Source organism: Nonomuraea roseoviolacea subsp. carminata (assembly GCF_024172185.1).
Classification (GTDB): domain Bacteria; phylum Actinomycetota; class Actinomycetes; order Streptosporangiales; family Streptosporangiaceae; genus Nonomuraea; species Nonomuraea roseoviolacea.
On sequence record NZ_JAMZEC010000001.1, the window covers coordinates 271,390 to 294,334 of the forward strand.

Genomic DNA, 22,945 nt, shown 5'->3' on the forward strand with positions numbered 1-22,945 from the left:
ATCGATGACCGGCTCGGGGGCTTCCGGCGTGGCCGGCTCGGGAGCTTGAGGGGTGGCCGGCTCGGAGTCGGCGGGAGCTTCGGGGGCGGCCGACTCGGGGTCGGCGGGAGCTTCGGGGGCGGCCGGCTCGGGGTCGGCGGCGGCCAGGGAGCCCGGCAGGGTCATCCAGGCCGGCAGCGCCGCCTCCGGTGACCTGCGCGGCTGCGGCGGCGCGTCGGCCGGGTGGTCGTCCGCGTGCTCGCCGGGGCGGTCGTCACTCATCAGCAGCCTTCTCCGCCTTCTCCGCGCTGAGCGCGCTCTCCTCGTAGTCGTCGCCCACCGCGACGTCGCCCTCGTCGCTGCCCGTCCAGGTGACGTGCAGGTCGCCCAGCGGCTCGACCTGGTCGAAGCTGACCGCCGCCTCACGGAACAGCTCCAGGACGGCGAGGAAGCGGGCGATGACCTCGAAGGTGCCGTCACAGTCGGCGACCAGGGCCCGGAAGGTGGCCCGGCGCATGCGCCTGAGGCGCTGGACCAGGATAGCGGCTTGCTCGCGGACGCTGGCCAGCGGTTGGTAGATGTGGCCGACGGCGACCGTGGGCGGCGCCTTCGGGGTGAACGCCCTGGCCGCGATCCTGGCGAGCTGTTCGGGGCCGATGCCGAGGATCAGCTCCGGCAGCAGTTCGGCGAAGCGCGGCTCCATCGGCACCGCGCGGGGGTAGCGCAGCGCCTCGTCGGCCATCCGGCCCGCGAAGACCTTCGCGACCTCCTTGTACGCCTTGTACTGCAGCAGCCGGGCGAACAGCAGGTCGCGGGCCTCCAGCAGCGCGAGGTCCTCCTCGTCCTCGACCTCGCCGCTGGGCAGCAGCCGGGCCGCCTTCAGGTCGAGCAGGGTGGCCGCGACCAGCAGGAAGTGGCTGGTCTGGTCGAGGTCCCATTCGGGGCCGCGCGAGCGGATGTAGGAGATGAACTCGTCGGTGACCTTGGACAGGGACACCTCGGTGATGTCGAGCTTGTGCTTGGCGATCAGCCCGAGCAGCAGGTCGAACGGTCCCTCGAAGACGTCGAGGTGGACCTGGAAGCCGGACGTGCCGGTCTGCTCCTCGTCCTGGACTGCGCTCCCCCGCTCTGGCGTCACCTGGCCATTGTGGCAGGCGCCGGCCAGCGCGAGAGCACTTCGCGGGCCAGCTCACGGTAGGCGCTGGCGCCGAGGGAGGACGGGTCGAAGGTGGTGATCGGCTCGCCGGCGACCGTCGCGTCGGGGAAGCGGACGGTGCGGTTGATCACGGTGTGGAAGACCTTGTCGCCGAACGCCTCGACGACGCGGGCCAGCACCTCGCGGCCGTGCAGGGTGCGGGCGTCGTACATGGTCGCCAGCAGGCCCTCGATCTCCAGCTCGTCGTTGAGGCGCTCCTGGACCTTGGAGATGGTGTCCATGAGCAGGGCGACGCCGCGCAGCGCGAAGAACTCGCACTCCAGCGGCACCATGACGCCGTGGGCGCAGGTGAGCGCGTTGATGGTGAGCAGGCCGAGCGACGGCTGGCAGTCGATGAGGCAGACGTCGTAGTGCGGCAGCAGCGGCTTGAGCACGCGGCCGAGCACCTGCTCGCGGGCGACCTCGGTGACGAGCTGGACCTCGGCGGCCGACAGGTCGATGTTGCTGGGCAGCAGGTCGAGGCCCTCGACGCCGGTCTCCAGCAGCACGTCCTCGGCGGTGACGTTGCGCTCCATCAGCAGGTTGTAGACCGTGAGGTCGAGCTGGAGCGGGTTGATGCCGAGCCCGACGGACAGGGCGCCCTGCGGGTCGAAGTCGACGAGCAGGACCTTGAGGCCGTACTCGACGAGCGCGGCGCCGAGGTTGATGGTGGTCGTGGTCTTGCCGACCCCGCCCTTCTGGTTGACCATCGCGACGACCCGGGCCGGCCCGTGCACCTCCGGCGGCACGGGCTCCGGGAACACCGGCCGGGGGCGCCGGGTGGGGCCCAGGTTCACGCCGGTGGAGGGCGTGTCGGTCTTCGTGTCACCCCAGGGGTTGTCGGGGGTCCCCGGGGTCGAACCGTTGGTCGTCACAGTCACCAGCTCGAACCTCCCTGACGATCCCGAACCGGACCGTCCGGACGGACACTATGGCGTCATCACTAAACGCGGCAAGGCGGCACGCCGAACCGTGGCACGCCGCAAAAGACTATAGATCACTGCCGGGCGCGGGGGTGCGCGGCGGCGTACACCTCACGGAGCTTGTCGACCGTGACCAGCGTGTAGACCTGGGTGGTCGTCACCGAGGCGTGGCCGAGCAGCTCCTGCACCACCCTAACGTCGGCGCCGCCGTCGAGGAGGTGGGTTGCGAAGGAATGACGGAGTACGTGCGGGGATATCCCGTGGAGTCCGGCTCGTTCGGCGGCGGCCTGGAGCACCTCCCAGGCGCCCTGGCGGGTCAGGCGCCCGCCGCGCGCGTTGAGGAAGACCGCGGGCGTGCCGCGGCCGTGGGCCAGCAGGCCGGGCCGGGCCCGGACGAGGTAGGCGTCGAGCGCCGAGCGGGCGTAGCGGCCGAGCGGGACGATCCGGGTGCGGCCCCCCTTGCCGCGCAGCCGTACCTGGTCCTCCTCCAGGTCGTCCACCGCCAGGCCGACGGCCTCCGAGATGCGCGCGCCCGTGCCGTACAGGAGCTCCAGCAGGGCGCGGTTGCGGAGGGTCAGCGGCGCGCCGTCGGGGCCGGAGGCGGCGATGAGCCGCTCGACCTGGTCGACGGCGATCGCCTTGGGCAGCCTGCGGAGCTGGCGCGGCGGGCGCACCTGGTGGGCCGGGTCGTGGGCGGTGACGCCCTCGCGCAGCGCGAAGCGGTGCAGCCCGCGCACGGCGGACACCGCCCGCGCGGCCGAGCTGGCCACGAGGGCGGGGTGCTCGCCGTCGCCCTCGCGCAGCGCGGCGAGGAAGCCGAGGACGTCGTCCTCGCCGACCTCGCCGAGCGTGGCGCGCCCGCGCGAGCGCAGGTGCTGGACGTAGCGGCTCAGGTCACGGCGGTAGGAGGCCAGCGTGTTGGCAGCCAGGCCCCGCTCCACCGCCAGATGGGCGAGGTAGCTGGACAGCACCGCCTCCACGACTCGGTCCTTCCGTCACACGCTGGGCCGTCACATTCCGAGACCGTCACGCCTCGGGCGGGCGTCATGTCTCGGGGGCGTCGGCGGGGCGCAAACCGGTGAAGCCCTCGGCCGATGCCGCGTACGCGGCGAGGATACCGGCCACGGCCGGGGAATTGTGGATCATTCCCGTGAGCGCCAGCCGGACCGCGTCGGCCAGCGGCACCCACTCGACCGCCATGCCGATCTCCTCGTGCTGCGGGACGAAGCCGTTCTCCTCCTCGGGGATCGGCGTCAGGCCGCGGGCGAGGAAGATCCGGATGCGCTCGTCGGTCATCCCGGGCGAGACGAGCAGGTCGACCAGCGTGTGCCAGGTCGCGGCGCGGTGGCCGGCCTCCTCGGCCAGCTCCCGCGCCGCGGTCTCGGCCAGCGGCTCGCCCTCCACGTCGCGCAGGCCGGCGGGCAGCTCCCACAGCAGCCGGCGCACCGGGTGGCGGTACTGGCGGATCATCAGCACGCGGTCGTCCTCGTCGAGGGCGACCACCGCGACCGACCCGACGTGCCGGGCGTAGTCGCGGTCGGCCACCGTGTCGCCGGGCATCCGTACGGTGTCGGTGACGACCTGGAACACCCGGCCCTTGAAGCGCTCGACGGAGGAGATGACCTCCCACGCCTCCGGCGTGTCCTCCACCCTCACTTGGCGACCTTGGAGGTCACGCGGCTGTCGGCGTAGACGAGGGCGGCGCCGATCAGGCCCTTGAACATCGGGTTGGCGCGCGTCGGCCGCGAGCGGAACTCGGGGTGGGCCTGGGTGCCGATGAAGAACGGGTGGACGTCGGCGGGCAGCTCGGTGTACTCGACCAGGCGGCCGTCGGGCGACAGCCCGGAGAAGACCAGCCCGACCTTCTCCAACCGCTCGCGGTAGGCGTTGCTGACCTCGTAGCGGTGACGGTGGCGCTCGTCGGCCTTGGCCTTGCCGCCGTAGAGCTGGCGGGCCAGCGTGCCCTCGCCGAGCTTGGCGGTGTAGCTGCCGAGCCGCATGGTGCCGCCCATGTCACGCTCGCCGGCGACGACGTCCTCCTGGTCGGCCATCGTGGAGATGACCGCGTGCTTGGTCTCGGGGTCGAACTCGGCGGAGTTGGCCTCGGCGATGCCGGCGAGGTTGCGCGCCGCCTCGATGACCATGCCCTGCATGCCGAGGCAGATGCCGAGCAGCGGGATCTTGTTCTCGCGGGCGTGGCGGATGGCGCCGATCTTGCCCTCGATGCCGCGCACGCCGAACCCGCCGGGGATCAGCACGCCGTCGACGCCGTCGAGCTCGCGCGCGGCGCCGTCGGGGGTCTCGCAGTCGTCGCTCTTGACCCAGCGGATGTTGACGCGCGCGTCGTTGGCGAACCCGCCGGCGCGCAGCGCCTCGGTGACCGACAGGTAGGCGTCGGGCAGGTCGATGTACTTGCCGACCAGCGCGATCGTGACCTCCTTGGCGGGGCGGTGGACGCGCCGCAGGAGCTGGTCCCACTCCTTCCAGTCCACGTCGCGGAACGGCAGGCCGAGCCGGCGCACCACGTACGCGTCGAGGCCCTCGGCGTGCAGCACCTTGGGGATGTCGTAGATGGAGGCGGCGTCGACGGCGGAGACGACGGCGTCCTCGTCCACGTCGCACATCAGGCTGATCTTGCGCTTGATCGCCGTCTGCACGGGGCGGTCGGAGCGCAGCACGATCGCGTCGGGCTGGATGCCGATGCTGCGCAGCGCGGCGACGCTGTGCTGCGTGGGCTTGGTCTTGAGCTCGCCGGAGGGGCCGATGTAGGGCAGCAGCGACACGTGCAGGAAGAACACGTTGTCGCGGCCGACCTCGTGCCGGATCTGGCGCACGGCCTCCAGGAACGGCAGCGACTCGATGTCGCCGACCGTGCCGCCCACCTCGGTGATGACCACGTCCACGTCCGGGCCGGCCATGCCCCGGATGCGGTCCTTGATCTCGTTGGTGATGTGCGGGATGACCTGGACGGTGTCGCCGAGGTACTCGCCGCGCCGCTCCTTGGCGATGACGTTGGAGTAGACCTGGCCGGTGGTCACGTTGGCCGAGCCGTGCAGGTCGGTGTCGAGGAACCGCTCGTAGTGGCCGACGTCGAGGTCGGTCTCGGCGCCGTCGTCGGTGACGAAGACCTCACCGTGCTGGAACGGGTTCATGGTGCCGGGGTCGACGTTGAGGTAGGGGTCGAGCTTCTGCATGGTGACCCGGAGACCGCGGCCCTTGAGCAGGCGGCCCAGGCTGGATGCCGTGAGCCCCTTGCCGAGACTGGAGGCGACACCGCCGGTGACGAACAGATGCTTGGTTTGCGATGCGCTGCGCAAAGGGGCTCCCGTGGCTCGAGGCGTGGTCGAACTGTCCACGGGCTCTCAGGATATCAAACAACGTCCCCGACATGCCCGAACGGTATGACCTAGCGGTAACTTTGGGCGCTATGTCATGCGTACGGCGGGCCATGGGCACGCTGATCCACCGTGCCTACGCGGCGATCCGCGATGCCGGGGCCATCACCCCGGCGAGTCCCGGGGGGCACGCGTTCCGCGGTCTGGGCGAGGGAGCCAAGATCGCCTTCCCGCCGGGAGCGATCTTCGGCGAGCGGTGGATCGAGATCGGCGCCCATACGCTCGTCGGCGAGCGGGTGTCGCTGTCGTGCGGCATGATGCCGGGCGTAGACCTCGGGCCGGGCTCGATCCTGCGGATCGGCGGCGGCTGCTCGATCGGCCGGGGCTCGCACATCGTGGCGCACCACTCGATCGACATCGGCGACGACGTCTTCACCGGCCCGTACGTCTACATCACCGACCAGAACCACGTCTACGACGACCCGGACGTGCCGATCGGGCGGCAGTGGCCGCGCAACGCCGCGGTCGCGATCGGCGCGGGCTCGTGGCTGGGGGCCGGAGCGATCATCCTGCCCGGCACGCGGCTCGGCCGGCACTGCGTGGTGGCGGGGGGCGCGGTGGTGCGGGGCGAGTTCCCTGACCACAGCGTGGTGGCGGGGGTGCCGGCGCGGCTGGTGCGCACGTACGACCCGGAGCTGGGCTGGCACGCGCCCGGCGACCGCCCCGAGCGGGGCGGCCGTTCGGAGCCGGCCGGTCGTTCGGAGCCGGCCGGTCGTTCGGAGCCGGGCGGTCGTTCGGAGCCGGGCGGTCGTTCGGAGCCGGGCGGTCGCTCGGAGCCGGGCGGTCGTTCGGAGCCGGACGTCATGGACGCGGTCGCCACGGGGACGGACGGCGTGGAAGCGGATCATCCGGGGCTGGACCGAACATCGTTCTGACGGTTAGCGTCGGTGCATGCGCACCGCCATCTGTGAGCGTCTCGGCGTCGAGTTCCCGCTGTTCGCCTTCAGCCATTGCCGCGACGTCGTGGCCGCGGTGACCAACGCCGGCGGCTTCGGCGTGCTCGGCGCCATCGCGTACACGCCCGAGCAGCTCGACACCGAGCTCACCTGGCTCGACGAGCGGGTGGGCGGCCGGCCGTACGGGGTGGACGTGCTGCTGCCCGGCAAGGTCGACGCGCAGGCGCTCGACCGCGAGGCGCGCCTGGCCGACGCCGTCCCCGAGCGGCACCGTGACTTCGTCGCGCACCTGATGGCCAAGTACGGCGTGGGCGGAGCGGGCGGGCCCATCGGCGGGCCCATCGGCGGGCCCGCGGCCGGGTCGGCCGACGAGGTGGGCCGGCGGGTCACCGCGGCCGGCGCGGCCGGGCTCATCGACGTGGCGCTGAAGCACCCCATCGGCCTGGTCGCCAGCGCGCTCGGCCCGCCGCCGCCCGAGCTGGTCGCGCGGGCCCGCGAGGCCGGGGTGCCGGTCGCGGCGCTGGTCGGCACCGTCGAGCACGCGCGCAGGCAGGTGGAGGCGGGCGCGGACATCATCGTGGCGCAGGGCACCGAGGCCGGCGGGCACACGGGCGAGATCTCCACGATGGTGCTGGTGCCGCAGGTGGTGGACGCGGTCGGGCCGGTGCCGGTGCTGGCGGCCGGCGGGATCGCCTCCGGGCGGCAGATGGCCGCCGCCATGGCGCTTGGCGCCGAGGGCGTGTGGTGCGGCTCGGTCTGGCTGACCACCGAGGAGGCGGAGACGGCTCCGGCGGTCAAGCGCAAGATGCTGGCCGCCTCGTCGCTCGACACCGTGCGGTCCCGCTCGCGCACCGGCAAGCCGGCCCGCCAGCTCCGGTCGGCGTGGACGGACGAGTGGGACTCCGGCCAGGAGAGCCCGGGGCCGCTGGGCATGCCGCTCCAGCTCCTCGTCGCCGAGTCGGCGATGGCCCGCATCGGCGCGGCGGCCGAACGGGGCGAGCCCGGGGCGCTGGAGCTGGCCAACTACTTCGTCGGCCAGGTCGTGGGCCAGCTCGACCAGGTCAGGCCGGCGCGCGAGGTGGTGTACGCGATGGTGAGCGAGTTCGCCGACGCGGTGGAGCGGCTCGGCCGGCTGTCCGGCTGACCCCTCCCCCGCCTTCGGGGACGCGGGGCGGGCGTCCGCGGGGCAGACTGGATCCATGCTCGCTGCTCTCACAGGGCTCGGATTGTCGACGGCCGCCGGCCTGAACGCCTACATCCCGCTGCTCGTGGTGGGAGTGCTGGCCAATCTCACCGACGCGGTGAAGCTGCCCGACGGCTACTCCTGGCTGTCGAACTGGGGCGTGCTCGCCGTCATCGCGGTGCTCCTCGTCGCCGAGATGGTGCTCGACAAGGTACCGGCCGTCGACTCGGTGAACGACATGATCCAGACCGTGGTGCGTCCCGCGTCCGGCGGCGTGGTCTTCAGCGCCACCAGCGCCGCGGCGCAGCTCGACCACTCCACGTGGATGGCCGAGAACCCGTGGGCCGGATGGGTGCTCGGCATCGTGCTGGCCCTGGCCGTGCACGCCCTGAAGGCCGCCGCCCGCCCGGTGATCAACGTGGGCACGGCCGGTGCGGGCGCTCCCGTGGTCAGCACGGTCGAGGACGCGGGGTCGCTCGGCATGAGCCTGGCTGCCGTGTTCGCGCCGGTCCTGGTGATCATCGGGGTGGTGGTGTTCGGGCTGCTCGCGTGGTGGGGCATCCGCAAGGCCCGGCGGGTACGGGCCCGCCGCAGGGCCGCGCGCGCGTCGTCCGCGGACCTCACGTCACCGTCCCTGGACCCGCGCCGCCCCTGAGCGCGCCGTCCCAGCGGCTCCTGGAAGTTCGCGTCGCTCCCAGACGCCGTCCCTGGACCGCACCGTCCTGGGCCCGCGCTCTCCCTGGCCCCGCGCCGTACCCGGACCCGCGCCGCTCATGGGGGTCCGTCGCCCCTGGAGCCGTGTCATCCGCTGGGGTGACGGGGGCTCCGCCGCGAGGGTGACGATCCGCCGGTCCGCCCGGCCGTACGATCGCCGTGCGTAAGTGACGGGAGGACGCGTGTGGGCGCTCAGTGGCCCCCGCCTCCGCGCCCACACGTTCCCCGCCCGGACTTCGCTCGCCCGCACATCAGGTCAGCCGCGTGTGAGGCGTTCGCCGCGCGAGCCCGCCGGGCGGCCTCAGTGCTCCGGCGTCAGGTGCTCGGCCAGGATCTCCCGCACCCACCCGCTCACGACCTCCACGAACTCCGCCGGCCGCTCCTCGTGCAGCCGATGGCTGGAGCCCTCCCAGCACACGACCTTCGACCCGGGGTGCTTGAGCAGCCCCGCCTCCCAGACCGCCCGCACCGGGTCGGCCCAGATCGACAGCACCGGGCAGCGGCGGCGGGCGAGGTACTCGTCGCTGGCCGGTCTGACGCCCATCGAGCCGGGCAGCGCGAACATCGCCTCGAACGCCTGCGCCAGCACGTGCGCGGGCATCCCGTCCAGCCTGCGCCGGTGCCAGCGCCGGATGACGGCGGGCGTGGCGGCGTTCGTGCACCACCGGTCGAGCCGCAGCGCCACCTCGGTGGCCCGCTCGCCGCGCAGCCCCTCGATCGTCCGGGAGAAGCCGCGCGCGACCTCCGGCCCGATGCCGTACCCGGGATCGACGGCGACGACGCCGGCGACCCGGTCGGGATGCTCGACGGCGAGGATGGAGACGACCTGGCCGCCCATGGAGTGCCCCACGGCGAACACCTCGGGCACGCCCAGGGCGTCCAGCAGCGCGACGAGGTCCGCGGCCATGGCGTGCGGGGTGTTGCCCTCGGCGGGGACCGACGAGTAGCCGTGGCCGCGCAGGTCCACCGCGATCACCCGGTGCTCGGCGGCGAGCGCGTCTATGTGCCAGGACCACTGGTGGGAGTCGGCCCCCCACCCGTGCACCAGCAGCAGCGGCGGCCCGCCACCGGCCCCGTCGTCGGTGTGGAACAGCCTGACCGCGCCCTGGTCCGTCTCGACCGTCGTGTACGGCACCGGCTCGCCTCCTCGCGTCCGCTCTCCCGAGGAGGGAACCACAGCCCCGGCTACCGATCAAGAGCTTGCTTGGTCACCGGCCCGCCACGCGCGCGTCCCCGGCGGACTATCCTCGAAGGGGTAACGGCGAACCAGGAGGTGGGCGCAATCGGCGAGGTCCTTCTGATCGTGCTGGCGATCCTGGCCTTCCTCCTGCTGCTGACCGGCGTGGGCGTGTACGTGCTGGTGAAGGTGGGGCGCAAGGCCGCGGTCAAGGCGAAGCAGGCCACGACCCGGCTGACCACCCACGTCAACGCCATGGGCGTCGGCGAGGCGGCCGAGGTCGAGCGGCTCCGTCTCGACCTGCGGCGCGAGGTGTCGCTGACCCGGCAGGCCATCGAGACCGCGCAGCAGCAGGGCTGGGGGCTCGGCGACCTGCCGCAGCTCCTCGCCGACCTGTCCCGGCAGGCCGACGTCCACGACGCGCAGCTCGGCATGTACGCCCAGCAGCTCCGCGTGTCCGCCTACATCGACCACGCCACGCTCGGCAAGCTCCGCGAGCACCAGGCCAAGCTGACGGCGATGTGCGCGCGCATCCGCGCCGACCTGCTCGGCCACCAGGTCCAGCACGCCTCGGCCGGCATCGACGACCTGCGCGCCCGAACGGACCTGGAGATCGAGGCCCGGCGCACGACCGCCGTCCCCGACCCGCTGGACGAGATCGACCACCTCTACCGGCGCACGATGGAGCAGCGCAAAGAGCCCTCCTGACGACCGCGTCGCGTGGCATTCTCACCACGACGGGTAGTCGTGCGAGAGAGGCGCGTGGTGGGCGATCTTCCCGAGTGGTTGTACCCGGGGCCTCCCGGCGGCTGGGAGGCCGACATGCTGGACCGGCTCCCGGCCGGCGCCCCCCGCGGTGTCGAACTGATCGACGGCGCACTTGTGTGGACGCCTCCGCAGACCGCCTCCCACATGCTGACCGTGCGGCTCCTGGAGCAGGGGTTCCAGGTTCCCGGAGGGCTCGCCGTCGCCTGGGGGATGACCGTCACTCTGGATTGTCGCCAGCGGCCCAGAGCCGACCTCCTCATCGTGCGCAGAGCGGCTCTTACCCTGGCGACCAGGACATTCTTTCCCGAAGACGTTCACCTGGTGGTCGAGGTGGCGTCGGAGCCGTCGATCGACCGAGACCGCACCACCAAGCCAGCCAAGTACGCCCAGGCGGGCATCAAGCACTTCTGGCGGGTGGAGGAGGAAGACGACCAGCCCGTGGTGTACACCTTTGAGCTGGAGCCCGCGGTCAAGGCGTATGTGCCGACCGGTATCCACCGCAAGCGGCTGCAGACCTTCATCGGTTTCGAGCTCGACATCGATCTCGACCTCAAGCGGGTCATCGGCTGAGCAGTCGCCGGGCCCTTACCTCCCCCAGTCGTACACGGCGGCCACGATGCGTTCCATGCTCGCGCCCTCGTTGTACAGCGCCCGCGTCGCCTGGGCCTGAGCGGTCGTAGGCAGGCGGCCCTCCAGCAGCACCGGCAGCGACAACCGGCGCAGCAGCAGCTCGCCCTCCGAGACCCAGTGCGGGCGGCGCACCGCCGCCACGTTGACCCGCAACGCGTGCTCGTTGCCCGGCGGCACATGCGGCCGGTCGGTCTCCACCGCGATGAAGCGGAAGCCGTTGGCCAGGTCGCAGGGGCCGCAGCCGACCGGGCCACGGCCCAGCCCGCCGCCGCACTCGCCGCAGGTCAGCCGGTCGTAGGCGGCGTCCACGACGCGCCACTGGTGCCGGTCGGGCTCGTCGGTGACCAGCTCGGCGATCGCCCGCTCCTCCTGCGGCCCCACCTCCGGGAACTCCCGCGCCAGGAACGCCCGCCAGCCCTCCTCGACGATCTCGTCCACCAGCCGCGCGCAACGGGCGCAGCCGGGCGCCCCCGCGGGCTCCCAGAGGGCGCACTCCTCGCATCGCCTCATGCGGTCACCGTATCCGGGGCCCGGGCGGGGCTCAGCTGGTGATCCGCTCCCCCGTGCGGACAGGCGGGGGCAGGCAGGGCAGGCCGCCGCTCAGTGTGTCCTCGGGGCGTACGGTCAGGTTGGAGTCTTTGATCCAGTACGTCGGCATGCGTCCGGAGTCGCGCAGGAGCCGGTGAAGGTAGCGGCCCACCAGGGCCACCGACGCGAGGGTCAGCCCGGCGAGCAGGAGCTGGGCCGCGGCGACGAGCGGCAGGCCGTACCCGAGCAGCGCCGCCACCGCGAGCAGCGGCGCGAGGAGGCCGCCGAGGGCCGCCGCGGCGTAGACCGCGTTGAGCGGCCGGACGGAGAAGCCGAAGAACAGCTCGAAGGAGTGCCCGGCCAGCCGGGCCAGGCGCAGCCGTGAACGACCCGCGGTCCGCGGCCGGTGCGTGACGGGCACGGCGGCGTACCGGGCGCCGACCAGCGGGACGGCCGGGATGAACCAGGGCAGCCGCAGCTCGGTGATCGTGCGGGCCACGCCCGTGCGCACGAGCCGGAAGGTGGAGGCGCCCCTCGGCATGTCGATGCGGAACACCCGCCGGGCCGCCCAGTGCAGGCCCGCCGAGCCGGCCTTGCGGACCAGCGGGTCGCGCCGCCCGCGCCGCCGGCCGAACACCACGTCGTACCCCTCTCCGGCCTTGGCCAGCAGGGTCCAGATCTCCTCGGGCGGCACCTGGAGGTCGGCGTCGCACTGGACGGTCCAGGGCCGCCCCGCGTAGCGGAAGCCGGCCGCCATGACCGCGTCGATGCCGAAGTTGCGGGTGAACGCCACGTAGCTCACCCGCGGGTCCGCCTCGGCCAGGCGGCGGATCCGGTCGAGGGAGTCGTCGGTGCTGCCGTCGTCGACGAAGAGGATCTCCAGGTCGCCGATCTCCGCGAGCGCGGCGGTCAGCTCGGCGTGGGCGACCTCCACCTGCGGTCCTTCGTTGAAGCAGGGCACCAGCACGGTCAGCCCGGTGTTCACATGTGCCTCCTCAGCACCGTTCCGAGGACGAATCCCTGCGCTCCCAGCGCGTACACCGCTCCGGCCGCCCCGGCGAAGGGGATCACCAGCGCGCCGAGCGCGGCGACCACGGCCCAGGACAGGACGACGGCCTTCGCGCAGGCGCGCAGCCCGGCCCGGCCGGTGTTCTCCAGCACGAACACCACCAGGCCGGCCAGCGCGTTGGCGGGCAGCAGCGACGCCAGCAGCGCCCCGAGCGCGACCAGGGAGCGGGTGCCGGCCAGGCCGCCGGCCAGCGCGACCCCCGCGAGGAGCAGCCAGACCCCGCTGACCGCGGTCGACAGCGCCGCGACCCGCCGCGCGAGCGCGCGCACCTGGCCGGCTCCGGCCGAGCCCATCCGCAGCGCCAGGCGGGGCTGGTAGATCCGCTGCAGCGTGTAGACCACGGATGTGGCGAAGCCCCAGCCGAGGATCATCATGTAGAAGTCGCCGCTCTGGTCCGCGTGCGGGGTGAGCGACAGCTCCACGAAGAGCGTCCCGACCGTGGCGTTGCCCATGACGTCGACCGCGCCCATCAGCACCACGGTGCCGGCCACGACGCCGCGCAGGGTCCGGCGCGGCGTCCGCTCGGGCCCGGGCGCGGCGGGGCTGGTCGCGGTCGCGCGCGGCAGGCCGCGCAGCAGCGCCAGGTTGAGCGCCGTCACGAGGGTCAGCAGCCCCGCGAGGTAGCCGGTGGGCCGGATGTGCGCGGTGAACGCCAGCCCGGCCATGCCGATCATCCCCACGCCGAGCAGCGCGAAGTGGGCGGTGTCGCGGGCGTACCGGCCGAGGGCGCGGTGCAGGGCCACCCCCAGCATGCCGCAGCCGAGCGAGACGTAGTAGGCCACGCTCAGCAGGTACACGGTGACCGTGGCGTGCGGGGCGAGGACGAGCCCGGCCGCGGCGGCCGCGGCGAAGGGCAGCGGGACGCGGGCGACGACGGCGCGCAGCATCCCGGCGATCTGGTCGCGGGTGCGGCGGGCGCGCGGGATGAGCGTGAGCGCGGCCTTCTCCGGGCCCGACTGGACGACCATGCTGAGCCAGCCCGCCGCGCCCACCGCCGCCGCGTACGCGTTGAAGTCCTCCCGGCTCCACGCGGCGACCAGCACGGCCGCGGAGCCGTACAGCAGGAGGCGGAAGGTGGCGCGCCCGCCCAGCAGGGTGAGCAGGCGGCGCGGGCCGATGCTGTGCAGCGTGGCCGCGGTCACGAGGCGTCCAGCCGGCCGCCCGGCCCGGGGCGGCGGTCGAAGGCGGGGTCGGGGTCGGCGGCCAGGTCTGCTGCCACGATCTCGCGCAGGGGACGCTCGCCGGTCTTCAGGTAGGCGAGCAGGGCCTCCCTGACGCCCTCGTCGCCGAACCGCTCGCGCACCCCGGGCACCGACGGCCCCTTGTCCACGCCGAACAGCGCGCCGAAGAGAGCCCTGACCTGATCGGCGGTGAACGACCGGGGCGGTGTCAGCAGCTCCTCCACGGCTGAAGGCTCCGGGTCGGGGGCGGGGGCGGCCTCCAACCAGGTGGTGGAGCGGCCCGCGGTGGCCAGCCAGCGGCGCAGGTGGCCGATCCGCTCGGCGACGACCGCGGGATCCGCGCCGGCCAGCCTGGACGCGGCGAGCCCGGCGTCGTAGCAGGTCGCGTGGAGCGCCGCGCACACCTTGGAGAAGGCCGGCGGCTTGACGGGCAGCCGGTCGAGGGGGACGTCGCTGACCCGCTCGACGGCGGCGCGGGCCTCGGGTGAGCTGCGGGCGGCGGCGACGAGGGCGTCGAAGTCCTTGTACCAGCGCGCCAGCGTGGCCCGGTCGGGCGCGTCGGGGACCGGCTCTGGTCCGGCCTGCGCGCGTACCCAGCGGACCATGCGGACCGGCATGAACGCCGCCAGCGGATCGCCGTCCGCGTCCGGCCTCTCCGGATCACGGCCGATGTCCCCCGGCCGCGGACCGTCGGCCGCGGCGGCGGACACCGGGTCGGGGTTCGCCGCCAGCGGTCCACGGCCGCCGTCGCGGCCCGGCGGGGGAAGCCGGTCCTGCGCGGTGTTCCGGCCCGGCGGGGCAAGCCGGTCCTGCGCGGTGTTCGGCACGGGCGGCGGGCCGGGCCGGAACACCGCGCCGCAGGAGCGGCAGGAGTAGCGGACCGGCCGCAGGGGCCGCCGGATCAGCGAGGGGTGCGGATGTCCGCACTGCACGCAGGCCGATGCCGCGCCCGCGGCGGAAACGTCCGCGTCAGAAACGTCCACGTCAGCAACATCCAAGGTCAGAGGGGTACGGCCAGCGCCGACGAGGGGACCAGGTCGGCGCCGAGGGAGCTCTTGGCCTCGGCCTGCCCCTTGCCGAGGACCAGCCCCGTCTTGCCGGCGGCGACGGCCCACTCGACCATCCGGACGTAGCCGTCGAAGTAGAGGTGCTTGCGCCCGCCGTCCTCCGGCGTGACGGCGCCCCAGCTCAGGCAGACGGGCCAGCGGGGGTGGTCCAGGATCAGGGACAGGCCGAGGAGCCGCCCCTCGCGGTCGCGGTAGGCGATCGCCACGACCTCGTCGCCGCCGACCAGGGCCTCCAGGTACGGCAGCGGCAGGGGCGCGAGGGGGAAGAGCCGGTTGCGGTGCTTGAGGTCGTTGGCGGCGCGCAGGGCGGCGGCCTCCTCGGCGGTGACGAGCTCGCGGGCGGGACCGACGCCGATCGACAGGCCGGGGTCGGCGGCGAAGCTCCTGGCACGGCGCCTGAGGGATTCGCGGCGGGCGCGGTCGAGACCGGCGTACCAGCCGTCGAGGCCGGTCCACGGGGTGGCCAGCCGGGCGAGCGGCGCGGTCGGCAGGGTGACCCGGAGCAGGCCGGGCAGCAGCTCGGGCTCGCCGGGCGACACCTCGCGCCACACGACGCTCCGCCAGCCGGGGCCCAGCTCGCGGCGGACGCCGCGGACGTAGCCGCGCAGCAACTCGCGCCGCCGTTCCGGTTCGAGGTCGCCGGCGAACCACCATCCCTTCTGGGAGCGGTTGCCGGGCGCGTGGACGTCGAGGATCCCCGCCGGGTCGCGGCGGGCCGCGGCGTAGACGCCTCTGCTGGGCCGGATGCCGCGCAGGGACGCCGACACGGCGCCGACCGCGACGCCGTCCTTGCGCAGGACCGTCAGGAGGACGGGGGCCTGGGCCGCCCAGGCGTAGGCCCGCAGCAGGTCGTAGCGCCAGGTGACGCACTGGCCGGCCGCGGTGCGCAGCCGCTCCCAGCCGGCGGGCTCGGGGTCCTCGCGGGGGTCGAGGATCTGCAGGGTGAGGCTCATCCCATCGCCCACCGGGGAACGGCGACCAACGCCATCGGGACGTAGTCGAATCCCAGGGACCGCTTGACGTCGGCCATGCCCCGCCCGCACAGCAACTGCTTCCTGCCCGTCTCGACGGCGGAGCGCACGATGCGGACGTAGCTGTCGAAGTAGAGGCCCTTCAGGCCGCCCTCCTCGGGGCGCAGGGCCGCCCACGGGCCGTACACGGGCGCGTCCGGATGCTCGTACACGATCGCGAAGGCCAGCAGCCGCTCCCCCGAACGGTAGGAGATCACGTTGACGTCCTCGCGGCGGAGCAGGGCGGCGAAGTACGCGGCGGGCAGATCGGCGCGGGGGTCGAGGCGCGCGGCCAGGCGTGCCGTGTGCGTCCGGTTCAGCTCGGCCATCTCGGACGGGTCGAGGTCCGGCCGGGCGGTGCCCTGGTCCACGACCACGCCGGCGGCCTCGGAGATCCGCCTGCCCTGGCGCCGCAGCTCCTGTCTGCGGCCCTTGGTGAGGGAGCCGAGCCAGCCGTCCACCGACGACCAGCGCAGCGGCATGACCATGCTGCCCGGCGACTCCCGGACGAACGCGCCCCGGCGGGCGACGAGGGGCAGGCAGGGGCCGGTCACCATGCGGTACAGGGCGCCGGCGAGCCCCCATCCGAGGTGCTCCCGCGCCGCACGCTCGAACCGCCGCAGCAGCAGCGCCCGGGTCTCCGGCGTGACGTCCTCGGCGAAGTGCCAGGTCGGTCCGTTGGAGTGGGCCGGCAGGCGGACGTCGAGGAGGATCGGCTCCCGCCTGGGCCGCGGCTGCCGGGTGGAGTTCGGTAATCGCAGGCCGACGCAGACCGCCCCGACCACCCCGGCGACGCGCGGGCCGTCGCGGAAGACGGCCAGCAGGGGGCGCGCCCATGATCCCTCGGACGACGCGGCGATGACGTCGTAGGCCCAGACGGCGGTCAGGCCCTCGGCCTGCCGGAAGTCCTCCCAGCCGGGGGGCTCGGGGTCATGGCAGGGGTCCAGCAGTTCCAGGTGCACGCGATGGCCCTCGATGGCGAAATGATCACAACATGGACACGAAGCATTGATTGGACATGATTGTCGCAGAATATGTCTCCAGTGATCACCGTCGTGCGCGTCCGACACCCTTGATGCGCGCCCAAAACCGTGCACTCATACTCAAGGGACGGCATGAAGGTTGGAGTAACCGGCGGAAATGGGTTCATCGGCCGGTATGTGTGCGAGGAACTCGCGTCGCGCGGCCACGTTCCGCTCGTATTCGATCACAGAGGGCGTGCTGAGCACGACCTGCCCTGGGAGGTCATGCGGGGCGACATTCGTGACGCCACCGCCATGACGGAATTAGCGGCACATTGTGACGCAATCGTACATTTAGCGGCTGTTCTCGGCACTCAGGAGACCATCACCAATCCGCGGCCGGCCGCCGAGACCAATCTCATGGGCGGGCTCAACTTCCTGGAGGCCATCGCCCAATACGACCTGCCCGGCGTCTACATCTGCGTCGGCAACCACTGGATGGACAACAGCTATTCCATCTCCAAAACCGCGGTCGAGCGGTTTGTCCGGATGTTCAACGCCCACCGCGGGACGCGGGTGAACAACGTCCGGGTGGTCAACGCCTACGGCCCCCGCCAGCAGGCCGCGCCGCCGTTCGCCCCCGGCAAGGTCCGCAAGATCACCCCTGCCGTCGTCTGCCGCGCGCTGAGCGGCCTGCCCGTCGAGCTGTACGGCGGCGGCACCCAGGTCTCCGACATGGTCTGGGTGGGGGACGTGGCGCGGGCGCTCGTCGCGGCCCTGGAGGCGGCCGCCGCCGGAGAGGTCCTCGACCACGTCGTCGAGGTGGGCCCCACGACGTCGTCCAGCATCCGCGAGGTCGCCGAGCTGATCATCGACCTGTGCGTGGCCCGCGGCTACCCGCGCGTGGACATCGCCGACCTGCCGATGCGGCCCGGCGAGACGCCGGGCACGGCGGTGACGGCGCAGACCAAGACCCTCCTGTCGGTGGGCATCGACCCCCGTTCGCTCGTCTCCCTCGAAGAGGGCATGGCGCGGACCGTGGACTGGTTCATCGACAACCGCGGGATCCACTGGGACGTCCCGGGCGCGACGGCCGGCCCGGCGGTCAGCACAGAAGCCGCCCCGGCGACCGGCACGGTGGCCGGGGCGTGAAGCGGCTCGTCATCCTGGGCGGCTCGGACGGGACGATCAGTTCCTTCCGGGCCGCCCGGCGGCTCGGCCTGGCCACCGTGTGCGTCGACATGCGCGCCGACGCCCCGGGGGCGCGCGAGGCCGACGAGTTCCTGCACATCAGCACCCGGGACGTGGAGGCGGTCACGGCCGCGCTCCTCGGCCGTGACGACGTGGCGGGCGTGCTCGCCCCCGGGACCGACATCAACCTGCCGGCCCTGGTGGAGGTGACGCGACGGCTCGGCCTTCCGTGCGGGCTGTCCGACGCCGCCCTGCGGGTGTCGGTGGACAAGGCGTACTTCCGCGAGGTCTGCGCCCGGCTGGGCCTCGGCGGGCCCGCGTACGTCAGCGGCAGCGCCCGCGAGGTCATGCGCGAGGCCGGGCGGCTCTCCTTCCCCGCGATCGTCAAACCCGTCGACTCCGGGAGCTCCCGGGGGATCACGGTGTGCGCGGACCCGTCCGGGCTGGCCGGCGCCGTCGAGGCCGCCGCCGCCGTCTCCCCGTCCGCGACGGTGATCGTCGAGGAGCTGGTGGCGGGCCGCGACCTGTGCGGGGAGGCGTTCCTCCAGGACGGCCGGGTGGCCCTGCTCGGGCTGAGCGACCGCGTGGTGGCGGCGCCGCAGGTCGTCGCCGTCGGCCACGACATGGCGCCCCGCGACGAGACGCTGACCGCGGAGGTCACGCGGCAGCTCGAAGCGGTCTGCGCCGAGGTGGGCTACACCGACGGCCCGCTCAACCTCGACCTCTTCGTCACCGGCGACGCCGTCGTGCTCATCGAGATGGGCGCGCGGATCGGCGGCAACGGCATGGGCGAGGCGCTCGGCCTCATGTACGGGGTGGACACCGTGGCGGCCGCCGTCCTGCTCGCCATCGGCGAACGCCCGGAGCTGACGCCCCGGTGGAGCCGGCACGCGTCCGTCCGCATGCTGCGCTCCCGGTCGGCGGGCACCCTCCTGGCGCTCGACGGGCTGAGCGAGGCGCTGGCGCTGCCCGGCGTGTCCGACGTGGTGGTCACCACCCGGCCGGGCGAGCCGGTCGTGCCGTACACCGAGTGCCGGGCCAAGCTCGGGTACGTGCTGGCCTCCGGGGATTCGGCCACCGCGGTCGCGGAGGTGCTGGCGGCCGTCGAGGACACGGTCCGGGTCAGCGTCGATGCCCGCTGACTTCTCGGCACGGCGCTGGGAACGGGCCCGCCGCCGGGTGGTCGCCTCGGCCTTCCTGCGGGTGCCCTTCTACCGCGACCAGTGGGCGGCGGCGGGGCGGGCCCTGGACGAGCCGGAGCCCACGCCGTCCGCCGCGCTCCCGGGGCAGCTCCATCGCCTGTGCCCGTTCGCGCGGCCGTTCGACCCGTCGCGGGAGCCGTCGCCGTGGATCGGCGACGGGCGGGACCTGCGGGACGCCCTCGCCGTGGCGGGCGCGCCGCGCCGGGCGCCCGTGCTGGAGGTGCGGCCCGCCATCCTGGACCGGCGCACGCTGGCCGGGGGTGCGCTGCCCTGGGGGGACGTGCTGCCCTGGGGCGACGCGCTCTCGTGGGGTGGCGGCCGGCCGTACGGGGTGCTGCTCGCGCCCGAGGCCAGGGTTGTGGACGAGGCGCGCCGTCGTGCCCTCGACGCCGCCGCGCTCGGCCTGGCGGCCGAGGCGGGCCGGGCGATCGTGGTGGGCGAACGGGCCGCCCTGGACGCGGTCCTGCCGCGGCTGGAGGGGGTACGGGTCCACGCCGTCCAACGCGTGTCACTGGGCCAGGCCGTACGGACGGCGCAGGGCGCGGCGGCGGTGGGCATCGCCGGAGGCGTGGCGGGCGCGCCGGTGGGTGACCCGGCCGGGGTGGGCGCGGTGGTCGCGCACGACCCGCATCTGGGCTATCTCGCGGCCGTCGCCCCCGGCTGCGGACGGGTGCACCTGCTGTGGCGGCACCTCCACGCCCGCCCGTTCGCGGGGCCCGGCGGCCCGGCGGTGGCGTTCACCGCGCTGCGCCGGCGAAGACCCGTGCTGGTCGACGTGGTCCCCGACGACGCCGGGACGCTGACCACCGCGCTCTGCCCCGAGCACGGCACCCCCGTCGTCACCTCACCCGCCTAGCCCGGCCGGCCGGCCGTCATCCCCTGCCCCGCGCTTCCACCGAGATCCTCCTTCACGACGTACTGACGGGAACCCATGCTGCTCACTCCGACCCCGAGGCCGACCACCTCGTTCTGGCGCGACAACGCCGCCGCGCTGCTCATGGGAGCCGTGGCGGTCGCGCTCGCCGGGCTGGTCCGGTTCGTCATCCCCTACGAGCGGGAGATCACCTCGGCCTGGACCCTCCTGGTCAAGCTGACGCCGCAGATCGCCGCCTGCCTGGCCGTGGCGTGGCTGGACGTGGCGTGGGCGCGGTGGCTGCGGCTGCACCTGGTGGCGCTGCCCGCGATCTTCCTGGGGTTCCTCTGCTACTTCGTGCCGAAGACGTTCATGACCGCGCTGGACATGGTGGACGGCACCGCCGAGTTCGAGGACCTTTACTTGCACGTGGTCGTGTTCGTGCCGTACCTCATCATCGCGCTCGTGCTGGCGTTCCGGGCCGGCGGCGGCTCGCGGGAGGGCGTGCTGCGGGCCGGGGCGGCCATGACGATCCTGCAGATGTCGGGGCTGGAGGACCTGATGGCGGTCCTGATGAACCGGCGGCTGGACGGGATCCCCGAGGTCTGGGACTGGGCCCACCACATGACGGTGCGGCTGGGCCATCCGGCGACCCGTGACGAGGCGTACGCGTTCATCGTCGTGCACGTGGTGCTCGCCGTGCTGGCGCTGGCGCTCCCCCGGCGGTGGTTCGCCGCGCTCGGCCGCCGGCTGCGCCCCGGCCGGGCCCGCCGCGGCGCCTGACCGGCCCCGTCAGCTGATCCCGGCCTCCTTCATGTCGCGCAGCTCCCGCTTGAGCTCCTTGATCTCGTCGCGCAGCCGGGCCGCCACCTCGAACTGCAGGTCGGCGGCCGCCTGGTGCATCTGCTCGGTCAGCGACTCGATCAGCGACTCCATCTGCGCCCGCGGCATCTCGCCCGCGATGGCCTTGGCGTGCTGGCCGGCCTGCTTGGCGGCGAAGCCGGGCACCGGCGCCTTGCCGCGCGACTGCTGCCGCCCGCCGCCCATGAGCTGCTGGGTGTCGGCGTCCTCGCGCTGCAGCGAGTCGAGGATGTCGGCGATCTTCTTGCGCAGCGGCTGCGGGTCGATGCCGTTGGCCTGGTTGTAGGCGACCTGCTTGGCCCGGCGCCGGTTGGTCTCGTCGATGGCCCGCTCCATCGACGGCGTGATCTTGTCGGCGTACATGTGGACCTGGCCCGAGACGTTGCGGGCCGCGCGGCCGATCGTCTGGATGAGCGAGGTCTCCGAGCGCAGGAAGCCCTCCTTGTCGGCGTCGAGGATGGCCACCAGCGACACCTCGGGCAGGTCGAGGCCCTCACGCAGCAGGTTGATGCCGACGAGCACGTCGAACTCGCCGGTGCGCAGCTCGCGCAGCAGCTCGATACGGCGCAGCGTGTCGACCTCGCTGTGCAGGTAGCGCACCCGGATGCCGAGCTCCAGGAGGTAGTCGGTGAGGTCCTCGGCCATCTTCTTGGTCAGCGTGGTGACCAGGGCGCGCTCGTCGCGCTCGGCCCGCTCGCGGATCTCGTGGACCAGGTCGTCGATCTGCCCCTTGGTGGGCTTGACGACCACCTCGGGGTCGACCAGGCCGGTGGGGCGGATGACCTGCTCGACGACGTCGCCCTTGACCCGGCCCAGCTCGTACGGGCCGGGCGTGGCCGACAGGTAGACGGTCTGGCCGATGCGCTCCAGGAACTCCTCCCACTTCAGCGGCCGGTTGTCGAGCGCGGACGGCAGCCGGAAGCCGTGCTCGACCAGGGTGCGCTTGCGGGAGGCGTCGCCCTCGTACATGGCGCCGATCTGCGGCACCGTCTGGTGCGACTCGTCGAGGACGAGCAGGAAGTCCTCGGGGAAGTAGTCGAGCAGCGTGTTGGGGGCGCTGCCGGGCTCGCGGCCGTCCATGTGCCGCGAGTAGTTCTCGATGCCGGAGCAGGTGCCGATCTGCCGCATCATCTCGATGTCGTACGTGGTGCGCATGCGCAGCCGCTGCGCCTCCAGCAGCTTGCCCTGGCGCTCCAGCTCGGCGAGCCGGTCGGACAGCTCGGCCTCGATGCCGCGCACGGCCGCCGTCATGCGCTCCTCGCCCGCGACGTAGTGGGAGGCGGGGAAGATGTAGAGCTCCTCGTCCTCCGTGATGACCTCGCCGGTCAGCGGGTGCATGGTGGACAGCTTCTCGATCTCGTCGCCGAACATCTCGATGCGGACGGCGAGCTCCTCGTACTTCGGGATGATCTCGATCGTGTCGCCGCGCACCCGGAAGGTGCCCCGCGTGAAGGCGAGGTCGTTGCGGGTGTACTGCATGTCGACGAGGCGGCGCAGCAGCCGGTCGCGGTCGATGTCCATGCAGACGCGCAGCCGGGTCATGCGGTCGACGTACTCCTGCGGCGTGCCCAGGCCGTAGATGCAGGACACCGAGGCGACCACGATGGTGTCGCGGCGGGTGAGCAGGGAGTTGGTGGCCGAGTGGCGCAGCCGCTCGACCTCGTCGTTGATCGAGGAGTCCTTCTCGATGTAGGTGTCGCTCTGCGGGACGTACGCCTCGGGCTGGTAGTAGTCGTAGTACGACACGAAGTACTCGACGGCGTTGTTGGGCAGCATCTCGCGCAGCTCGTTGGCGAACTGGGCGGCCAGCGTCTTGTTGGGCTGCATGATGAGCGCGGGGCGCTGCAGCCGCTCGATCAGCCACGCGATGGTGGCGGTCTTGCCCGTGCCCGTGGCGCCCAGCAGCACGCTGTCCTTGGCCCCGGCCGTGACGCGGCGCTCCAGCTCGGCGATGGCCGTCGGCTGGTCGCCCGAAGGAGTCATCTCGGTGACGACCTCGAAGGGCGCCACCTTCCGCTGCAAATCAGTGACCGGTCGCATGCTGCCCACTGTAGGTCGCGCCACCGACAGAACCGCCACGCGGCCTGCCCCGGCGTACGGGGGCCGCGCTGCAAGCGAATAGCAAGTCGTACCCGATACGGTCGAAACCGCCTGTAGCGGA

22 protein-coding genes are annotated in these 22,945 nt (G+C 73.1%); 9 read left to right on the plus strand and 13 right to left on the minus strand.

Annotated elements, in window-relative coordinates; all coding sequences use genetic code 11:
* Positions 1 to 253: 253 nt before the first annotated feature.
* The 5 genes from HD595_RS01230 to HD595_RS01250 all read right to left on the minus strand — a co-directional run bounded on the left by HD595_RS01230 (position 254) and on the right by HD595_RS01250 (position 5,414).
* Positions 254 to 1,117 carry a segregation and condensation protein A gene (locus HD595_RS01230; RefSeq protein ID WP_253765092.1) on the minus strand — a complete coding sequence of 288 codons (864 nt, stop codon included), beginning with the start codon at positions 1,115 to 1,117 and terminating at the stop codon, positions 254 to 256.
* Positions 1,114 to 2,055, minus strand: a complete 942-nt coding sequence (locus HD595_RS01235; RefSeq protein ID WP_175591871.1) for a ParA family protein — start codon at positions 2,053 to 2,055, stop codon at positions 1,114 to 1,116. The genes HD595_RS01230 and HD595_RS01235 overlap by 4 nt, the downstream gene beginning before the upstream one ends.
* Before the next feature lie 116 nt (positions 2,056 to 2,171).
* Positions 2,172 to 3,077: a site-specific tyrosine recombinase XerD gene (locus tag HD595_RS01240; RefSeq protein WP_253765093.1), complete on the minus strand. Its 906-nt coding sequence runs from the start codon at positions 3,075 to 3,077 to the stop codon at positions 2,172 to 2,174.
* 64 nt (positions 3,078 to 3,141) lie between these two features.
* A complete protein-coding gene (locus HD595_RS01245; RefSeq protein ID WP_253765094.1) occupies positions 3,142 to 3,753 on the minus strand; it encodes an NUDIX domain-containing protein in 612 nt (203 codons plus the stop codon).
* Positions 3,750 to 5,414, minus strand: a complete 1,665-nt coding sequence (locus tag HD595_RS01250) for a CTP synthase (protein WP_253765095.1) — start codon at positions 5,412 to 5,414, stop codon at positions 3,750 to 3,752. Before HD595_RS01250 ends, HD595_RS01245 begins: the two co-directional genes overlap by 4 nt.
* 110 nt (positions 5,415 to 5,524) lie before the next feature.
* On the opposite strand from HD595_RS01250, the gene HD595_RS01255 reads away from it, so the two are divergent.
* Genes HD595_RS01255 through HD595_RS01265 form a run of 3 tightly spaced genes read left to right on the plus strand, consistent with a single transcriptional unit; the run spans position 5,525 to position 8,226 of the window.
* Positions 5,525 to 6,367 carry an acyltransferase gene (locus HD595_RS01255; RefSeq protein WP_253765096.1) on the plus strand — a complete coding sequence of 281 codons (843 nt, stop codon included), beginning with the start codon at positions 5,525 to 5,527 and terminating at the stop codon, positions 6,365 to 6,367.
* A 16-nt stretch (positions 6,368 to 6,383) separates the two neighbouring features.
* On the plus strand, positions 6,384 to 7,532 hold the full coding sequence (locus HD595_RS01260; protein WP_253765097.1) for an NAD(P)H-dependent flavin oxidoreductase: 1,149 nt from the start codon (positions 6,384 to 6,386) through the stop codon (positions 7,530 to 7,532).
* A gap of 55 nt (positions 7,533 to 7,587) precedes the next feature.
* Positions 7,588 to 8,226 carry a DUF4126 domain-containing protein gene (locus HD595_RS01265; RefSeq protein ID WP_253765098.1) on the plus strand — a complete coding sequence of 213 codons (639 nt, stop codon included), beginning with the start codon at positions 7,588 to 7,590 and terminating at the stop codon, positions 8,224 to 8,226.
* A gap of 360 nt (positions 8,227 to 8,586) precedes the next feature.
* Here the strand turns inward: HD595_RS01265 and HD595_RS01270 are convergent, their stop codons facing one another.
* Positions 8,587 to 9,420, minus strand: coding sequence for an alpha/beta fold hydrolase (locus HD595_RS01270; protein ID WP_253765099.1), 834 nt, complete (start codon positions 9,418 to 9,420; stop codon positions 8,587 to 8,589).
* Positions 9,421 to 9,558: 138 nt separating this feature from the next.
* Between HD595_RS01270 and HD595_RS01275 the strand changes: the two genes are divergently transcribed.
* Both HD595_RS01275 and HD595_RS01280 read left to right on the plus strand, forming a co-directional pair.
* A complete protein-coding gene (locus tag HD595_RS01275) occupies positions 9,559 to 10,170 on the plus strand; it encodes a hypothetical protein (RefSeq protein WP_253765100.1) in 612 nt (203 codons plus the stop codon).
* Positions 10,171 to 10,284: 114 nt separating this feature from the next.
* Complete coding sequence (locus tag HD595_RS01280) at positions 10,285 to 10,800, plus strand: Uma2 family endonuclease (protein WP_253765101.1); 516 nt, start codon at positions 10,285 to 10,287, stop codon at positions 10,798 to 10,800.
* A 15-nt stretch (positions 10,801 to 10,815) separates the two neighbouring features.
* On the opposite strand, the gene HD595_RS01285 is transcribed toward HD595_RS01280, so the two are convergent.
* From HD595_RS01285 to HD595_RS01310, 6 genes are read right to left on the minus strand one after another with little or no spacing between them, the layout of a single operon-like run.
* Positions 10,816 to 11,370 (minus strand): hypothetical protein, encoded by a 555-nt coding sequence (locus tag HD595_RS01285; RefSeq protein WP_253765102.1) that lies wholly within the window; start codon positions 11,368 to 11,370, stop codon positions 10,816 to 10,818.
* 31 nt (positions 11,371 to 11,401) lie between these two features.
* The gene (locus HD595_RS01290; RefSeq protein ID WP_253765103.1) at positions 11,402 to 12,373 is read right to left on the minus strand and encodes a glycosyltransferase family 2 protein; all 972 of its coding nucleotides are present in this window, start codon (positions 12,371 to 12,373) and stop codon (positions 11,402 to 11,404) included.
* On the minus strand, positions 12,370 to 13,599 hold the full coding sequence (locus tag HD595_RS01295; RefSeq protein ID WP_253765104.1) for a hypothetical protein: 1,230 nt from the start codon (positions 13,597 to 13,599) through the stop codon (positions 12,370 to 12,372). The genes HD595_RS01290 and HD595_RS01295 overlap by 4 nt, the downstream gene beginning before the upstream one ends.
* Positions 13,596 to 14,621: a hypothetical protein gene (locus HD595_RS01300; RefSeq protein ID WP_253765105.1), complete on the minus strand. Its 1,026-nt coding sequence runs from the start codon at positions 14,619 to 14,621 to the stop codon at positions 13,596 to 13,598. Before HD595_RS01300 ends, HD595_RS01295 begins: the two co-directional genes overlap by 4 nt.
* 17 nt (positions 14,622 to 14,638) lie before the next feature.
* Positions 14,639 to 15,658 (minus strand): hypothetical protein, encoded by a 1,020-nt coding sequence (locus tag HD595_RS01305; RefSeq protein ID WP_253765106.1) that lies wholly within the window; start codon positions 15,656 to 15,658, stop codon positions 14,639 to 14,641.
* Positions 15,655 to 16,677 (minus strand): GNAT family N-acetyltransferase, encoded by a 1,023-nt coding sequence (locus HD595_RS01310; RefSeq protein WP_253765107.1) that lies wholly within the window; start codon positions 16,675 to 16,677, stop codon positions 15,655 to 15,657. The genes HD595_RS01305 and HD595_RS01310 overlap by 4 nt, the downstream gene beginning before the upstream one ends.
* A gap of 153 nt (positions 16,678 to 16,830) precedes the next feature.
* Between HD595_RS01310 and HD595_RS01315 the strand changes: the two genes are divergently transcribed.
* The 4 genes from HD595_RS01315 (at position 16,831) to HD595_RS01330 (ending at position 20,706) form a co-directional block, all read left to right on the plus strand.
* Positions 16,831 to 17,829 carry an NAD-dependent epimerase/dehydratase family protein gene (locus HD595_RS01315; protein WP_253765108.1) on the plus strand — a complete coding sequence of 333 codons (999 nt, stop codon included), beginning with the start codon at positions 16,831 to 16,833 and terminating at the stop codon, positions 17,827 to 17,829.
* Positions 17,826 to 19,010, plus strand: a complete 1,185-nt coding sequence (locus HD595_RS01320) for an ATP-grasp domain-containing protein (RefSeq protein ID WP_253765109.1) — start codon at positions 17,826 to 17,828, stop codon at positions 19,008 to 19,010. The genes HD595_RS01315 and HD595_RS01320 overlap by 4 nt, the downstream gene beginning before the upstream one ends.
* On the plus strand, positions 19,000 to 19,926 hold the full coding sequence (locus tag HD595_RS01325) for a hypothetical protein (RefSeq protein WP_253765110.1): 927 nt from the start codon (positions 19,000 to 19,002) through the stop codon (positions 19,924 to 19,926). The genes HD595_RS01320 and HD595_RS01325 overlap by 11 nt, the downstream gene beginning before the upstream one ends.
* 75 nt (positions 19,927 to 20,001) lie before the next feature.
* On the plus strand, positions 20,002 to 20,706 hold the full coding sequence (locus HD595_RS01330; protein WP_253765111.1) for a hypothetical protein: 705 nt from the start codon (positions 20,002 to 20,004) through the stop codon (positions 20,704 to 20,706).
* Positions 20,707 to 20,715: 9 nt separating this feature from the next.
* Here the strand turns inward: HD595_RS01330 and uvrB are convergent, their stop codons facing one another.
* The gene (gene uvrB, locus HD595_RS01335) at positions 20,716 to 22,824 is read right to left on the minus strand and encodes an excinuclease ABC subunit UvrB (protein WP_253765112.1); all 2,109 of its coding nucleotides are present in this window, start codon (positions 22,822 to 22,824) and stop codon (positions 20,716 to 20,718) included.
* Positions 22,825 to 22,945: the final 121 nt, after the last annotated feature.

Excerpts from the sequence above, each read along its gene's own strand:
- HD595_RS01315 (WP_253765108.1), top strand. The coding sequence starts at position 16,831 with ATGAAGGTTGGAGTAACCGGCGGAAATGGGTTCATCGGCCGGTATGTG.
- HD595_RS01265 (WP_253765098.1), top strand. The coding sequence starts at position 7,588 with ATGCTCGCTGCTCTCACAGGGCTCGGATTGTCGACGGCCGCCGGCCTG.
- uvrB (WP_253765112.1), bottom strand. The coding sequence starts at position 22,824 with ATGCGACCGGTCACTGATTTGCAGCGGAAGGTGGCGCCCTTCGAGGTC.
- HD595_RS01285 (WP_253765102.1), bottom strand. The coding sequence starts at position 11,370 with ATGAGGCGATGCGAGGAGTGCGCCCTCTGGGAGCCCGCGGGGGCGCCC.
- HD595_RS01260 (WP_253765097.1), top strand. The coding sequence starts at position 6,384 with ATGCGCACCGCCATCTGTGAGCGTCTCGGCGTCGAGTTCCCGCTGTTC.
- HD595_RS01325 (WP_253765110.1), top strand. The coding sequence starts at position 19,000 with ATGCCCGCTGACTTCTCGGCACGGCGCTGGGAACGGGCCCGCCGCCGG.
- HD595_RS01305 (WP_253765106.1), bottom strand. The coding sequence starts at position 15,658 with ATGAGCCTCACCCTGCAGATCCTCGACCCCCGCGAGGACCCCGAGCCC.
- HD595_RS01280 (WP_253765101.1), top strand. The coding sequence starts at position 10,285 with ATGCTGGACCGGCTCCCGGCCGGCGCCCCCCGCGGTGTCGAACTGATC.
- HD595_RS01255 (WP_253765096.1), top strand. The coding sequence starts at position 5,525 with ATGTCATGCGTACGGCGGGCCATGGGCACGCTGATCCACCGTGCCTAC.
- HD595_RS01330 (WP_253765111.1), top strand. The coding sequence starts at position 20,002 with ATGCTGCTCACTCCGACCCCGAGGCCGACCACCTCGTTCTGGCGCGAC.